This is a genomic window from Devosia subaequoris, from assembly GCF_014197055.1.
In the GTDB taxonomy this organism is placed as follows: domain Bacteria; phylum Pseudomonadota; class Alphaproteobacteria; order Rhizobiales; family Devosiaceae; genus Devosia; species Devosia subaequoris.
The window spans coordinates 1-13156 of record NZ_JACIEW010000008.1; the positions used below are offsets into that span (position 1 = coordinate 1).

General features: G+C 62.7%; 12 protein-coding genes and 2 pseudogenes. 10 read left to right on the top strand and 4 right to left on the bottom strand.

Translation table 11 applies throughout. The features are described 5' to 3' along the window. Nucleotides 1-455 precede the first annotated feature (455 nt). On the top strand, nt 456-884 hold the full coding sequence (locus GGR20_RS14805) for a VOC family protein (protein WP_183312156.1): 429 nt from the start codon (nt 456-458) through the stop codon (nt 882-884). A gap of 119 nt (nt 885-1003) precedes the next feature. Here the strand turns inward: GGR20_RS14805 and GGR20_RS14810 are convergent, their stop codons facing one another. Both GGR20_RS14810 and GGR20_RS14815 read right to left on the bottom strand, forming a co-directional pair. After that, nucleotides 1004-1288 (bottom strand): hypothetical protein, encoded by a 285-nt coding sequence (locus tag GGR20_RS14810; RefSeq protein WP_183312157.1) that lies wholly within the window; start codon nt 1286-1288, stop codon nt 1004-1006. 380 nt (nt 1289-1668) lie between these two features. Beyond that, a pseudogene (locus GGR20_RS14815) lies at nt 1669-1905 on the bottom strand (DUF2188 domain-containing protein); the annotation flags it as partial. A gap of 234 nt (nt 1906-2139) precedes the next feature. Here GGR20_RS14815 and GGR20_RS14820 point away from each other — a divergent pair. The 4 genes from GGR20_RS14820 to panC all read left to right on the top strand — a co-directional run bounded on the left by GGR20_RS14820 (nt 2140) and on the right by panC (nt 5693). Beyond that, nucleotides 2140-2700 carry a pseudouridine synthase gene (locus GGR20_RS14820; RefSeq protein ID WP_183312159.1) on the top strand — a complete coding sequence of 187 codons (561 nt, stop codon included), beginning with the start codon at nt 2140-2142 and terminating at the stop codon, nt 2698-2700. A 111-nt stretch (nt 2701-2811) separates the two neighbouring features. Further along, complete coding sequence (panB, locus tag GGR20_RS14825) at nt 2812-3630, top strand: 3-methyl-2-oxobutanoate hydroxymethyltransferase (RefSeq protein WP_183312160.1); 819 nt, start codon at nt 2812-2814, stop codon at nt 3628-3630. A gap of 3 nt (nt 3631-3633) precedes the next feature. Beyond that, nucleotides 3634-4842 (top strand): bifunctional phosphopantothenoylcysteine decarboxylase/phosphopantothenate--cysteine ligase CoaBC, encoded by a 1209-nt coding sequence (gene coaBC, locus GGR20_RS14830; RefSeq protein ID WP_183312161.1) that lies wholly within the window; start codon nt 3634-3636, stop codon nt 4840-4842. Continuing rightward, a complete protein-coding gene (gene panC / locus GGR20_RS14835; protein ID WP_183312162.1) occupies nt 4839-5693 on the top strand; it encodes a pantoate--beta-alanine ligase in 855 nt (284 codons plus the stop codon). The genes coaBC and panC overlap by 4 nt, the downstream gene beginning before the upstream one ends. Here the strand turns inward: panC and GGR20_RS14840 are convergent. After that, nucleotides 5673-6074: a YciI family protein gene (locus GGR20_RS14840; protein WP_183312163.1), complete on the bottom strand. Its 402-nt coding sequence runs from the start codon at nt 6072-6074 to the stop codon at nt 5673-5675. The genes panC and GGR20_RS14840 overlap by 21 nt on opposite strands. Nucleotides 6075-6120: 46 nt before the next feature. Next, the gene (locus GGR20_RS14845) at nt 6121-7047 is read right to left on the bottom strand and encodes an EamA family transporter (protein WP_183312164.1); all 927 of its coding nucleotides are present in this window, start codon (nt 7045-7047) and stop codon (nt 6121-6123) included. A 94-nt stretch (nt 7048-7141) separates the two neighbouring features. On the opposite strand from GGR20_RS14845, the gene GGR20_RS14850 reads away from it, so the two are divergent. From GGR20_RS14850 to GGR20_RS14870, 5 genes and pseudogenes are all read left to right on the top strand, one after another. Next, nucleotides 7142-8203, top strand: coding sequence for an aldo/keto reductase (locus GGR20_RS14850; protein WP_183312165.1), 1062 nt, complete (start codon nt 7142-7144; stop codon nt 8201-8203). Beyond that, nucleotides 8196-8879: a fumarylacetoacetate hydrolase family protein gene (locus tag GGR20_RS14855; RefSeq protein WP_253560274.1), complete on the top strand. Its 684-nt coding sequence runs from the start codon at nt 8196-8198 to the stop codon at nt 8877-8879. The genes GGR20_RS14850 and GGR20_RS14855 overlap by 8 nt, the downstream gene beginning before the upstream one ends. Beyond that, on the top strand, nt 8879-9970 hold the full coding sequence (locus GGR20_RS14860; protein ID WP_183312167.1) for an ATP-dependent DNA helicase: 1092 nt from the start codon (nt 8879-8881) through the stop codon (nt 9968-9970). The genes GGR20_RS14855 and GGR20_RS14860 overlap by 1 nt, the downstream gene beginning before the upstream one ends. A 197-nt stretch (nt 9971-10167) precedes the next feature. Continuing rightward, nucleotides 10168-11922 (top strand): annotated as a pseudogene (locus GGR20_RS14865) (cation:proton antiporter domain-containing protein); the annotation flags it as partial. A 773-nt stretch (nt 11923-12695) separates the two neighbouring features. Then, nucleotides 12696-13124, top strand: a complete 429-nt coding sequence (locus GGR20_RS14870; RefSeq protein WP_183312168.1) for an RrF2 family transcriptional regulator — start codon at nt 12696-12698, stop codon at nt 13122-13124. Nucleotides 13125-13156: the final 32 nt, after the last annotated feature.

Genomic DNA, 13156 nt, shown 5'->3' on the forward strand with positions numbered 1-13156 from the left:
AACGCAAGGACGGTGACCCAGGGCAGCCACAGCCGGCGACCCCGAGCCAAAGTCAGCAGGACGGCCAGATAGATCGCCAGTCCCAGATGAATGTGTAGCGCATCCTTGCTCAGGTGCAAAACTTCGCTGAGTTCAGTCTTGAGCGCATTGAACATGGTGCCCCTCCTCGACCGGACCTAACATCGCCGCATTAGCGACAGGTTACGACGTTGCCGTAACCGCTCCCGGCGGAACCAGGCAAACTTCTGGCCATCGCGACCGAAGCGATGGCCGGAGGCAAACTAGTCCAAGGTTGCTTGCGCAGATCCGCTGCGATTGGGACGATGGTCGCGTCTAGACGAGGGCTAACTAGCATCCTGCCGATGTTCTGCGCCTTTGCCCGCGAGTTTGACTATCGTTGCCTTGAACCGGGCACCGTCCGGCTCCGCCGATCGAACCCGAAATTGGAGATTTCAATGTCGACGCGACCAAAACCTGGCGTCAACCGCATTGTCGAAACGGCGATATACGTCGATGACATCCCCAGTGCCAGCGCGTTCTATGACACGGTCTTTGGCTTTCCAGCCCTTGTCCGCGACGACCGCGTCGTGGCCTATGATGCAGGCGCTTCTACCGTCTTCCTGCTGTTCAAGCGGGGTGCAACCCTGGACGAAGTCGTGCTGGCAGGAGGTACGATCCCGCCCCATGATGGGTCCGGCCCGACCCATTTCTGCTTCGCCATCGACGCCGAACAGCTAGACGATTGGGAGTACCACCTCGCTGAGCTGAACATCCCCGTTGAAGCACGCATGAACTGGGATCAGGGCGGCAAGAGCCTCTATTTCCGAGACCCAGATGGCCATCTGATCGAACTGGGCACACCGGGCATCTGGCGGACCTATTAACTTGCTGTCGTGCAGTTCGACCTCCAAGCGAGAGTCTTGAGCCAAACGACGGGTGAGAGCATGCCGTTGCGGACGTGCTTGCGGCTCGGTCAGTTTAAGAGGGCAAAGAGACCGGGCGGTCACTTATCGGCTTGGACCCGGCGCTCGCTCAGCTTGTGCTCTAAAGGCTCGAGCAACAGTCTGACCTCGAAGCCAGCTGCGGCGAGGGGGGCATATCCGTCGTCGGGAACGGCCCCGGGGTCCTCCTGATGGTCTCGCGGCGGGATTGCTTGGTCCAGATGGGATTTGAGATCAGATAGAGCTTCTGGCGAGGTTATGGTCCGGGCAAGTAACCACGCCAAAACCTGACGCTGCGCAGAAAGGCGGCCTTCAAGATCGAAATTGCTCAATTCGCCGTTGGACATCGTTGCTCCTCGCCTGCTCATGAAAGTAAGCGCCACGAACAGCGCATACCATGCTGAATCAGAACGCCAGCGCTTCAACAGCGTTGCAATCGAGCCGACAACGCGGAGATCACCGCATCGGCGGCTAGCGGTCGCCGAAGAGCGGGACGCGCCGCCTCCTTGGTGGGACGCGACTTTGCCACCATAATCTAGGGCAGGCGGTTCCTGCCGTGATCATGGCGCACAGCTGCCAGGAAAGCGCCTCGCTGTAGGGACGCATCGAGCTATTTGTCCCCGCGCGAAACAATGTCGCCGGCAGGCGCGCGGTCCGGGTCCGGCAGTTCGTCCTCGCTCAGGATCCTGCCTTTGCTGTCTCTTGCCTCAAGGTCCGCAGGAAGATCGTCCTCGACCTCGGCCTCTGGTGGTTGATCGCCTTTGGCACGCTCTTCGCGCCAGTTGCCGTCAGCATCCTGATACTGAATCTGAGTGTCCTCGCCGCCTAGTTGCTGTCGTGCCGCCGCGCTTTCCGCCGCCTCGTGTGCGGCTTGATGCGTGGCGAACGTCTCGGAATAGACGTCACCAACCCGGTAGGCGAATCCGCCATCGTGTTCGACGACTGCATAGGTGATCTTGGCCATGAACTTCTCCTCAAAGCTTGTGCAGCCGTAATGCGACTGGCGCCTAGAGGTTTCGGTGCGCAGCTAGGGTGATTGACCGGACCCCAATCACATTGTCGGTATCGACGGCGCGCGACCGGCGCAGTCCGGTTCGGCTGGACTACATGCACCACCAGTCTTCTCTCAGGATGTTGACTTTGAGCTTTCCGGTCGCCATGCCGGACTATCATTGTTTACTCTTGTTTTCTGGTGTCGATGGCACGCCTGATCCTTTTCAATAAGCCCTATGGGGTGCTGTCGCAGTTCACCGGGGGTGGGCCGGGCGAGACGCTGGCTGATTTCGTCACGGTGAAGGGCGTCTATCCAGCGGGACGGCTGGACAAGGATAGTGAGGGTCTGTTGCTGCTGACTGACGACGGCAAGCTGCAGGCGCAGATTTCCTCGCCCAGATACAACAAGGAAAAGACCTATCTGGTGCAAGTCGAAGGGGAGCCGAGCGACGATGCGTTGGTGCGCTTGCGCAGGGGCGTCACGCTCAAGGACGGGCCGACGCGTCCGGCCAGGGCAAAACTGATCGCGCCGCCCGAGCTGTGGCCGCGCAACCCGCCGGTGCGGTTCCGCAAGAGCGTGCCGGATCACTGGATCGAATTGAGCATTTCCGAGGGGCGCAACCGGCAGGTGCGGCGGATGACGGCGGCGGTGGGTCTGCCGACCTTGAGGCTGGTACGATGGGGTGTGGCCGACTGGACGCTGGACGGCATTGCGCCCGGCCAGTGGCGCGAGGTTCGGGCCGGCATGGGATCCACCCGTCGCTGAGCGTGCAGCGCATAGCACCAATGAAGGGCTGGCGCGCTGTGCCAGTTTGGCCTATCTCCCCCACAAAAGCCCGGACCATATTGGACCGTGCAGGGTTGGAGGAATGCTGCCATGTCAGCCCAAACCCCGTCAAAACGCGTTACCATCCGCGACATTGCCGCCATGCGGCGGCGCGGCGAGGCGGTGGCCATGCTCACGGCCTATGATGCCACCATGGCCGCATTGGTCGACATGTCTGGCGCCGACATGATCCTGATCGGTGATAGCCTGGGCAATGTGGTGCTTGGCCATGAGACGACGCTGCCGGTGACGCTGGACGACATGATCCGCCACGCCGCCGCGGTCAAGCGCGGTTCGCAGCGCGCGCTTCTGGTCTGCGACCTGCCTTTTGGGGCGGTGACCGATCCGGATACGACACTGGTCAATGCGGTGCGGGTGCTCAAGGAAACCGGGGTGGAGGCCGTCAAGATCGAAGGCGGCCTGGCCATGGTGCCGGCGGTTGAGAAGCTGGTGGCCCAAGGCATCGCCGTGGTCGCCCATATTGGCCTGACCCCGCAGCATGTGCACCAGATGGGCGGCTATTACACGCACGGCAAGGACGCGATTTCGGCCGCGCGGCTGCGCGATGAGGCAAAAGCGCTCGAAGCCGCAGGGGCCTTTGCCATTGTGCTCGAGTGCATCACTCCGGCTCTGGCGGCCGAGATCACCCAGAGCCTGACCATTCCCACCATCGGCATTGGTTCGGGCAAGGATTGCGCGGGACAGGTGCTGGTGATCAACGATCTGATCGGTCTCAACATCACCCCGCCGCCGAGCTTTGCCAAGCCGCGTGCCGATGTGGCATCGGTGATCCGAACCGCTGTCGGCGATTATGTCGCCGAGACCAAAGCGAAGCGCGGGCCGGTGCCCCTCGTGCTCAGGGCCGATTGAGCAATGGGCAATATTCTGATTGCCGTTTCCGGCTCGATTTCGGCCTATAAAATCGCGGATGTGGTGAGCGAACTGGTCAAGGCCGGGCATCAGGTGCAGTGCCTGTTGACCAAGAGTGCCACCGAATTCGTTTCGCCGCTGGTGCTGGAGACGCTCAGTGGCCGCAAGGCACGGTTCGAGCAGTTTGGACCCGATGTGTCGGGTACAGAGCATATTGATTTTGCCCGCTGGGCCGATCTGATGGTGTTTGCGCCGGCCAGCGCCAACATGTTGGCGCGACTGGCTTTAGGCCTCGCCGACGATCTGCCATCGACGGTCGCGCTGGCCACCGAAGCGCCGATCCTGATTGCACCGGCGATGAATACGGTGATGTGGGACAAGCCGATTGTGCAACAGCACTTGCGCAGCTTGATGGAGCGTGGTGCGCGGGTTGTCGCGCCGGCGTCGGGGCTTCTGGCCTGCGGCGAGGTGGGCATGGGCAAGCTGGCGCCGGTTGCGAGCATTGTCGCGGCAATCGAAGCGGCGGTGGTGCCGCCGGTCCTGGACCTGCAAGATGCACGGATTTTGATGACCGCCGGGCCGACGACAACGGCGATCGACGCGGTGCGCTATATCACCAATCATTCCACTGGCCGCATGGGCGCGGCCATGGCTGAGGAAGCGCTGCGGCGCGGCGCGGTGGTGGACTATGTGCTGGGCGTCGACAAGGGCGTCGTCCGCCCCGTACCGCCGCGCGGTTCGGAGCACCGGTTGCATCTGGTGGAAGTGCGGACCGCCGAAGAGATGGCGGCGGCGGCACTGGAAAAGCTACCACAGGCGACCGGGGTCGTGGCGACCGCTGCGGTAATGGACTATTCGGTGGCGTCGCCCTCGGCCAGCAAACTGAAGCGCGCTACCGATGCCATTGCGCTTGATCTGGTGCCCTCCACCGACGTGCTGGGCAGCCTCAAACAGGCGGCAAATGGCCAATGGTTCCTCGGTTTCGCTGCCGAGACCGACAATGTCGAAGAGCATGGCGCGGGCAAGCTCAAGGCCAAGGGGCTCGACTACCTGTTTGCCAATCAAGTGAGCAAGCTGGGCGCACCGGGACCGACCGGCTTTGCCGTGGGCACCAATGCCGGGATATTACTCTCGGCCAAGGGCGATCGGCATGAACTGGCGCTGGGTGCCAAGCCCGAGATTGCCCGGCAAATCTGGGACCTCATTGCATGACGCTCATTTTGCGGGACAAAGCGAGCCTGCGGGCGTGGCGCGCCAAGCTGACCGAGGGCACCCGGCTTGGTTTCGTGCCGACCATGGGCGCGTTGCATGCGGGCCATATGAGCCTCGTCGCCCAGGCGCGGGCGGCGGCAGACATCGTCATCGCCTCGATTTTTGTCAATCCGCTGCAGTTCGGGCCGAATGAGGATCTGTCGCGCTATCCGCGCCCCATCGAGGCCGATATCGAAAAGCTCGAAGCGGCGGGTGTGGATGCATTGTTCCTGCCTTCGGTCGAGGACATGTATCCGACAGGGGCTTCGACCATGGTCGAGGAAACCTTGGTTTCCGGGCCGCTGTGCGGGGCCGTGCGGCCGGGGCATTTCCGGGGCGTCACCACGGTGGTGCTGAAACTTTTTAATCTGGTGCAGCCGCATGTGGCCGTATTCGGGCAGAAGGACGCGCAGCAATGCGCGGTGATCGAGCGCATGGTGCGCGATCTCGATGTGCCGGTGGAGATCCTGCGCGGGCCGATCATGCGCGAGGCCGATGGGTTGGCACTGAGTTCGCGCAATGTCTATCTCTCGGTCGAAGACCGGGCGGCGGCACCGCTGCTGCATCAAAGCCTGCAAACGGTCGCCGCAGCTTATGAGGCCGGGGAGCGCGATGCGGAAAAGCTGGCGCAGATCGGGCTCGATGTGCTGGCGCAGTCCGACCGGATCAAAGTGCAGTATTGGGAAGTACGCGACCCTGAAAGCCTCGGGGGCATCGCCAGGGTTGGGGCCAGCGGTGCACTTTTGGCCGTCGCCGCGCATCTGGGCACAACGCGGCTGATCGATAATCTCTTACTCGGCGGCGACGTTTAGCATTTCGGTGCTGGCCAGCTTGTTGTCGCCGAAGAAACGCAGCGGGCGGATCTCATAGGAGCCGGTGCCGGGATTGGCCTTGGCCAATTCTCGAGCAAAGTCGAGCGCGTCATCCATGGTTTCGCAGTCGGCGACATAAAAGCCCAGGAACTGTTCCTTGGTCTCGGCGAAGGGACCGTCAAAGACGGCAGGCTCGCCATTGGCTTTTTTAAGCGTCTTGGCTTCGTCGGTGTTCCACAGGCGCACGACCGGGCCGAGCTTGCCCTTTGTCGCCATGCTGGACTGCACCTCCATCAGGCGCGCCATGCAGGCGTCGTCCTCTTGCTTGGTCCAGGTGGCAACGACGTTTTCCTCATTGTAGCAGAGAATGGCGTAGAGCATTTGGGGTCCCTCATCACGCAATGGCCGGGACTATGCCCCTGTCGGTTCAGGATTCCAAGACCTCGGGCGGAGGGACCCGGCGGGCGATGGTCAGTGTGGCGCCGATCGAGGCGACAATGATGGCTGCCATGCCTGCAATCTGGGTCCAGCCCAGCACCTCGCCCAGGATGACAAGGCCAGAGAGGGCGGCAAACGCGGGTTGCCCGCTCATCAGAATGCCGAACAGCCGGGACGGAATATGGGGCAGGGCGACCATGTCGAGAGCGTAGGGAATGGCGCTCGACATCAGCGCCACAGCCAGACCCAGCGGCAGGATGGCGGGATCGAAGAGGCTCGCCCCCGCCGTTGCGACGCCGAAGGGGACGGCGATAAGCGCAGCGGTGCCGACGCCGAGGGCCGCGATATGGGCGCCACCGCCGGTTCCGGCGCGCTGCCCAAAGACGATGTAACCGGCCCAGCAGGCTCCGGCACACAGGGCCAAAACGACACCAATGGGAGCGATGTCCCCGCCGGTGTGGGTCCAGGGCAAGAGCAGGGCAAAGCCCGCGACGGCCAGGACGATCCAGAGGAAATCGACAAGCTTTCTGGCGCCGAACAGCGCCACGGCCAGCGGCCCAGTGAATTCAAGTGCCACGGCAATGCCGAGCGGAATATGTTCAAGCGCGGCGTAGAAGAAGAGGTTCATCGCGCCCATGGCCCCGCCATAGAGCAATACGGCGCGCCATTGCCTGGGTCCTAGCGAAAAGCGCCAGGGGCGGAAGACGGCGATCAACACAAGGGCAGCCAGGGTGAGCCGCAGCGCTGTGGCGCCGCCCGCGCCGACCAGCGGGAACAGCATTTTGGCAAAGCTGGCGCCGGTCTGGGTAAAGACCATGCCCAGGGTGACGAGCAGGACGGGCAAGAGAATGGAATTGGGCCGCACGGTGAGGGCTTTCGAGTGAACGAAACCACCTAGCAGGGAAATCGGGGACATGGCCAGTCGAGACGGGCGCGGATTTTCAGCGGCAAGATTGACCCCACTCCTTCCCCCCTTTAGTCCTGTCTCTGCCGGAACAAAGGAGGAATCCATGGAATACCGTTATCTCGGACGCTCGGGGCTCAAAGTCTCGGTGCTGACCATGGGGACCATGACCTTTGGCGGACCCGAAAAGATCGGCAATACCAGCCGTGCCGACGCCGCGCGGCAGGTGGATATGTGCCTTGATGCCGGGATCAATCTCTACGACACGGCCAATGTCTATAATGCCGGGGTTTCCGAAGAAATCCTGGGCGAGGTGCTGGCCGAGAACGGCCGGCGGCAGAAGGCGCTGGTGGCCACGAAAGTGCGGTTCAAGATGGGCGAGGGGCCCAATGAAATCGGCCTTTCGCGCCATCATATTATCGACCAGTGCAAGCAGAGCCTTAAACGCCTCAAGACGGATGTGATCGATCTCTACCAGGTGCATGAATGGGACGGGATGACGCCCATCGAGGAGACCATGGAAGCGCTCGATACGCTCGTGCGCCATGGACATGTGCGCTATATCGGCTGTTCGAACTATTCGGGCTGGCACATCATGAAGGCGCTGGCATCGGCCGACCAGCGTCACAATGCGCGCTTTGTCTCCCAGCAGATCCATTATTCGCTGCATAGTCGCGACGCCGAATATGAATTGGTGCCGATTTCTCAGGACCAGGGGCTGGGCATGTTGATCTGGTCGCCGCTGGCCGGCGGACTACTCTCGGGCAAATATCGACGCGATAGTGGGCCGGACAGTGGTCGCCATGTCGGCGGCTTCCGCGAACCGCCGGTTTACGATTGGGACAAGCTCTACACGATCATCGACGAAATCGTCGCCATTGCCGAGGCGCGTGGCGTCTCAGGAGCCCAGGTGGCGCTGAGCTGGTTGCTGGGTCGGCCGGGGGTGACTTCGGTGATCATTGGCGGGCGCAATGAAAAGCAGTTCGCCGACAATATTGCCGCGGCAGATTTGGAGCTGAGCAATGATGAGCGGGCGCGGCTTGACGCGGTCAGCCGACCACCGCTGCTCTATCCTTATTGGCACCAGTCCTTTACTGCACAGGACCGGCTGAGCTCGGTGGACCTCGACCTGATCGGGCCCTATGCCGAGGAGTTCAAGCGTGGCTGATCTGGTGTTTCCGGCCCCGCAGCCGGTAATGATCCCGGTGGCCGGGGGCGGGTTTTTCCCGGTGCGGCGCGTTTATTGCGTGGGGCGCAATTATGCCGAGCACATCAAGGAAATGGGCAATGATGTGCGCGAGCCACCGTTCTTTTTCGCCAAGCCGGCCGATGCCGTGGTGATCGAGGGCGGCTCGATCGCTTATCCGCCGCAGACCCAGGATCTGCATCACGAAATCGAGCTGGTGGTGGCCATCGGCCAGGACGGCGCCAACATTGGCGAGCACACTGCGCTCGAACACGTCTATGGCTATGCCGCCGGGCTCGACATGACAAGGCGCGACCTGCAGGCGCAGGCGAAGAAAGCCGGTCGCCCGTGGAGCATGGCCAAGGGGTTCGATCAATCTGCGCCGATCGGCACGATTGGGCCCGCCAGCGCCATTGGTCACCCGGCAACAGGCGCGATTACCCTTGCGGTCAATGGCGCGGAGCGGCAAAGGGGCGATCTCAGCGAGCAGATCTGGAGCGTGCCCGAGACGATCTCTTTTCTCAGCCGACTGGTGACTTTGCGCGCGGGGGATCTGATCATGACCGGAACCCCGGCCGGTGTCAGTCCGGTGCGACGGCGCGACGTGCTCGAAGGCAGTATTGCAGGGGTCGGTACGGTCTCGACGGTGATCGGCTGATGCCGCCGGTGTGGTCCAGCCAGCAGGATGCAGCGCTGGTCGCGGTATCGGCCTGGCTGAAAGACCGCAATGGTCCGCAGGTGTTTCGCCTGTTCGGCTGGGCGGGCACCGGCAAATCGACCCTGGCGGTGCATCTGGCGCAGGATGTGCGCAGCGTCAAATATGCCGCCTTTACCGGTAAGGCGGCGATGGTGATGCGCAAGCGCGGCTGCAAGGGCGCGCAGACCATCCACAGCCTGATCTATACCCTGGTCTCGGAAAAGGAAGGCGAGCCACGCTTCGTGCTCGATCCGGAAAGCCCAGCAGCCGATGCCGATCTCATCGTCATCGACGAGGTGTCGATGGTGGACGAGCAGCTTGGCGCGGACTTGCTGAGCTTCGGGGTAAAAGTGCTGGTGCTGGGCGACCCGTTCCAGTTGCCGCCGGTGCAGGGCGCGGGGTTCTTCATCAATACCGAGCCGGATATCATGCTGACCGAGATCCATCGCCAGGCGGCCGATAACCCGATCATCCAGCTGTCCATGGCCGTGCGTGAGGGCGGCTATCTCGAGCATGGCCGCTATGGCGAGTCGCTGGTGGTGAGCCGTGACCAGGTCGACCGCGACGCGGTGCTCGAAGCCGACCAGGTGCTGGTGGGCCGCAACAAGACGCGCCTGACCTACAACGACCGTTTGCGCGAATTGAAGGGCCTGCCGTTCCACGAGCCGGTGGTGGGCGATCGCATGGTTTGCCTGCGCAACAACCCACGCAAACGCCTGCTCAACGGGCAGATATGGATCGTTACCGACACGACGCGCCGCTCCAACGGCAAATGGAGCCTGCTGCTCGCCGATGACGAGGGCAAGGGCGAAACGCGGGTGCTGACGCACAAGGCGTTTTTCTCCGGCGAGGAAGACGCGATGAGCTGGCCCGAGCGTCGCCAGTTCGATGAATTCACCTTCGGCTATTGCCTCACCGTGCACAAGGCGCAGGGCAGCCAATGGGACAATGTCTATCTGTTCGATGAGAGCTTCGTGTTCCGCGAGGAGCGGGCGCGTTGGCTGTATACCGGGATCACCCGGGCGGCCGAGAAGATTACCATTGTTGGGTGAGCGCGACCATGTGGGTGCCAGCGACCGCCCGGTGACACAGGACAAAGTTCCACCATACTTGACCTGACTTATAGAGCTTGGTGGCGGCATCGGCTGCAGCGAATGGCTCATATGCTCTGACGCATAAAAGCTTGCGCAAACGGGCCGCCATACTCCATTGTTTTGATCGACATAACCCGAACCGGCCGGAGGCGCGAATGCACCATGACACCCCCCTGATCTCAACGATCGTCGCGGGTCTGGTGCTGGCCTATATTCTTGGCATGGTGGCGAACAGGTTCAGGATGCCGCCGCTGGTGGGGTATCTGGTCGCCGGTGTGCTGGTGGGACCCCATACGCCCGGTTTCGTGGCCGATCAGGAACTGGGTGTCGAACTGGCGGAGCTGGGCGTCATCCTGCTGATGTTCGGCGTGGGCCTGCATTTCTCCCTCAAGGATCTGATGAGCGTGCGCGCGCTGGCTATTCCCGGCGCTGTCGTACAGATCGGATTTGCCACATTGCTCGGCGCTGGCCTCGGCCTCTTGCTGGGCTGGAGCCTGTTCGGGTCGATCCTGTTTGGCCTGGCCCTGTCGGTAGCGTCGACCGTGGTGCTGCTCAAGGCACTGCAGGATCGGCGCCTGATCGAGAGCGAGCGCGGTCGCATCGCGGTGGGCTGGCTGATCGTTGAAGATCTGGCCATGGTGCTGGCGCTGGTCATGGTGCCGGCCATTGCCAGCCTCGATGGGGGCGGCGAGGGGTTGCACGATCCATTTGTTTCCTTTGTCACACGGCTGCTGGGTGTCGATATCGGCATCTGGGGTATATTGGGCCTGACGCTGCTCAAGGTTGCGGCCTTTGTCGGCTTCATGCTGGTGGTAGGGCGTCGGATCATTCCCTGGGCGCTGCACGGCACGGCCCACACCGGCAGCCGCGAATTGTTCCGTCTGGCGGTGCTGGCCATTGCGCTGGGCGTGGCGCTGGGCTCCTCGGTGCTGTTCGGCGTGTCGCTGGCGCTGGGCGCGTTCTTTGCCGGCATGATCCTATCGGAAAGCGAATTGTCGCACCGCGCCGCCCAGGAAACTCTGCCGCTGCGTGACGCTTTTGCGGTGCTGTTTTTTGTCTCGGTCGGGATGCTGTTTGATCCCACCATCGTCGTTACGCAGCCGCTTCTTGTCCTGGCGACCGTGTTCATCATCGTCATCGGCAAATCGCTGGCCGCATTCTGGATCGTGGTGTTGTTCAAGCGCCCTGTCTCGACCGCGCTGACCATCTCGGCGTCGCTGGCGCAAATCGGCGAATTTTCTTTCATTCTGGCCAGCATGGGCGTGGCGCTGGCCATTCTGCCCCCCGAGGGGCAGGACCTGATCCTGGCCGGCGCACTGATTTCCATTGTGCTCAACCCGGTGGTGTTCTTCGTGCTTGACTTGGTCAAGCCACGGCTTGAGGCCAGGGTCGCGGCACGCCGCGGGGACGCCCCTGAGCCGGCCACCGCCATTCGGATGGAGCCCTCAAAGGCGGCAGTGGGCCCGGCCACGACCGACATTCCCAGCGAGGGTGCCGTGGATCGCGGCGCGCCTGGCGCTGATGACGATACCGGCGAGCCCTCGCACCAGACCGGACATACCGTGCTGGTTGGCTATGGCCAGGTGGGCCGCATCGTGGCTGCCGGCATCAAGGCTGATGGCGGCGGGCTGGTGGTCATCGAGGATTCCGATCATGACGTTGCGGCCGCCCGCGCCGAAGGCTTCGAAGTGGTGTTTGGCAATGCCGCGAGCGAAGACGTCCTCAAGCTTGCCAATCTGGGGGCGGCCAAGGCGCTCCTGGTGGCCATTTCCAATGGCTTTGAGGCCGGCTCGGTCTGTGAAAGCGGACGCAAGCTCAACCCGGGCATTGCGATTATCTGCAGAGCCTATTCGGAAGAGGAAGAGAGCTTCCTGCGCAATCTGGGCGCCACCACGATCATCCGTGGCGAGCAGGAGATCGGTCGGGGCATTCTGACCTATTTGCGCAGCGATGCCAGCGGCAACGGTCCGGGCAGCGACATGTCCGGCGAGGACAAACTGCCCACTGCCGAGAATATTCTGGCCAATGCGGCCATGGGCGCCGCGCTGACCGAAGCAGCCCTGAGTGAGCCGGAACCCGAAACCGTTGCAGACGGGACACCCCCGGATGCGCAGGAGCCGCCTGCCGGGGACGGGGAGGACGCAGGTCAGAGTGTCGCTGACGCGCCAGAGGCGGCCGCGGCGACAAAGGTCGACGCAACGACTACTGCTGACGCGGGGCCTATACCGGTTGACGACACCCCGCCTGGCGAGGCGGACAGCCCTCAAGTCGCGCCAGAAGAACCAGCGCAAGCAGAAGAAGTAGCTCTTGCCCAAGGGCAGCCGGGTGATGCAGTCATCCCCGAAGCCGAAGCCGAAGCCGAAGCCGAAGCCGAAGCCGAAGCCGAAGCCGAAGCCGAAGCGGAGGTGCCGCCGTCGGTTCTCGTGCCGCTCGATGCCACGTCGCTGGGCGAGCCGCCCGCCGAGATCGACGAGGTCGTGACTGAACCTGTGGAAGACGCTACGGCCAGCGACGCGGAGGAAGAATTGGCTTCTGCAGAAGACGGGACGCCCGAGTCCGAGCCAGCGAAACCGGGACCAGAGCTGGAGCCAGAGCCGGGCGAGGACGGAAACGCGGACGAGACGAAGAAGGTGCCGCCGGTCAAGCCAGAACCGAAGAACTAGGCCGGAGCAAGGGGGAGCAGATGATATCGCAGAAGGCGAAATATGCCTTGCGGGCCTTGGTGTCGCTGGCGCGGGCGGGTCGTGGCCAGAGCCGGATGATCGGTGAAATTTCCAAGGATCAGGCGATCCCCAAAAAGTTTCTCGAACAGATCCTGCTCGAGCTCAAGCGCGCTGGAATAGTCAATAGCCGCCGCGGCCGTATGGGCGGCTATGAATTGCTCAAGGCACCTGAAGAGATCACCTATGGCGAGGTGCTGCGGCTGATCGACGGGCCGATCGCCCCTTTGCCGTGCCTCTCCAAGATCGCCTACAGAAAATGCGTCGATTGCCAGGACGAAACCGCCTGCGAAATTCGCCACGTTTTCGAACGGGTGACGCTCGCAACCCGCGCGGTGCTGGACCAGACCAGCCTGGCAGACTCGCTCAATCTCGAAGACATCGCCGTCTAGACGACATGGTCTTCCTGGCGCGCGTGGCGTGT

Excerpts from the sequence above, each read along its gene's own strand:
- GGR20_RS14805 (WP_183312156.1), top strand. The coding sequence starts at position 456 with ATGTCGACGCGACCAAAACCTGGCGTCAACCGCATTGTCGAAACGGCG.
- GGR20_RS14810 (WP_183312157.1), bottom strand. The coding sequence starts at position 1,288 with ATGTCCAACGGCGAATTGAGCAATTTCGATCTTGAAGGCCGCCTTTCT.
- GGR20_RS14820 (WP_183312159.1), top strand. The coding sequence starts at position 2,140 with ATGGCACGCCTGATCCTTTTCAATAAGCCCTATGGGGTGCTGTCGCAG.
- panB (WP_183312160.1), top strand. The coding sequence starts at position 2,812 with ATGTCAGCCCAAACCCCGTCAAAACGCGTTACCATCCGCGACATTGCC.
- coaBC (WP_183312161.1), top strand. The coding sequence starts at position 3,634 with ATGGGCAATATTCTGATTGCCGTTTCCGGCTCGATTTCGGCCTATAAA.
- panC (WP_183312162.1), top strand. The coding sequence starts at position 4,839 with ATGACGCTCATTTTGCGGGACAAAGCGAGCCTGCGGGCGTGGCGCGCC.
- GGR20_RS14840 (WP_183312163.1), bottom strand. The coding sequence starts at position 6,074 with ATGCTCTACGCCATTCTCTGCTACAATGAGGAAAACGTCGTTGCCACC.
- GGR20_RS14845 (WP_183312164.1), bottom strand. The coding sequence starts at position 7,047 with ATGTCCCCGATTTCCCTGCTAGGTGGTTTCGTTCACTCGAAAGCCCTC.
- GGR20_RS14850 (WP_183312165.1), top strand. The coding sequence starts at position 7,142 with ATGGAATACCGTTATCTCGGACGCTCGGGGCTCAAAGTCTCGGTGCTG.
- GGR20_RS14860 (WP_183312167.1), top strand. The coding sequence starts at position 8,879 with ATGCCGCCGGTGTGGTCCAGCCAGCAGGATGCAGCGCTGGTCGCGGTA.
- GGR20_RS14870 (WP_183312168.1), top strand. The coding sequence starts at position 12,696 with ATGATATCGCAGAAGGCGAAATATGCCTTGCGGGCCTTGGTGTCGCTG.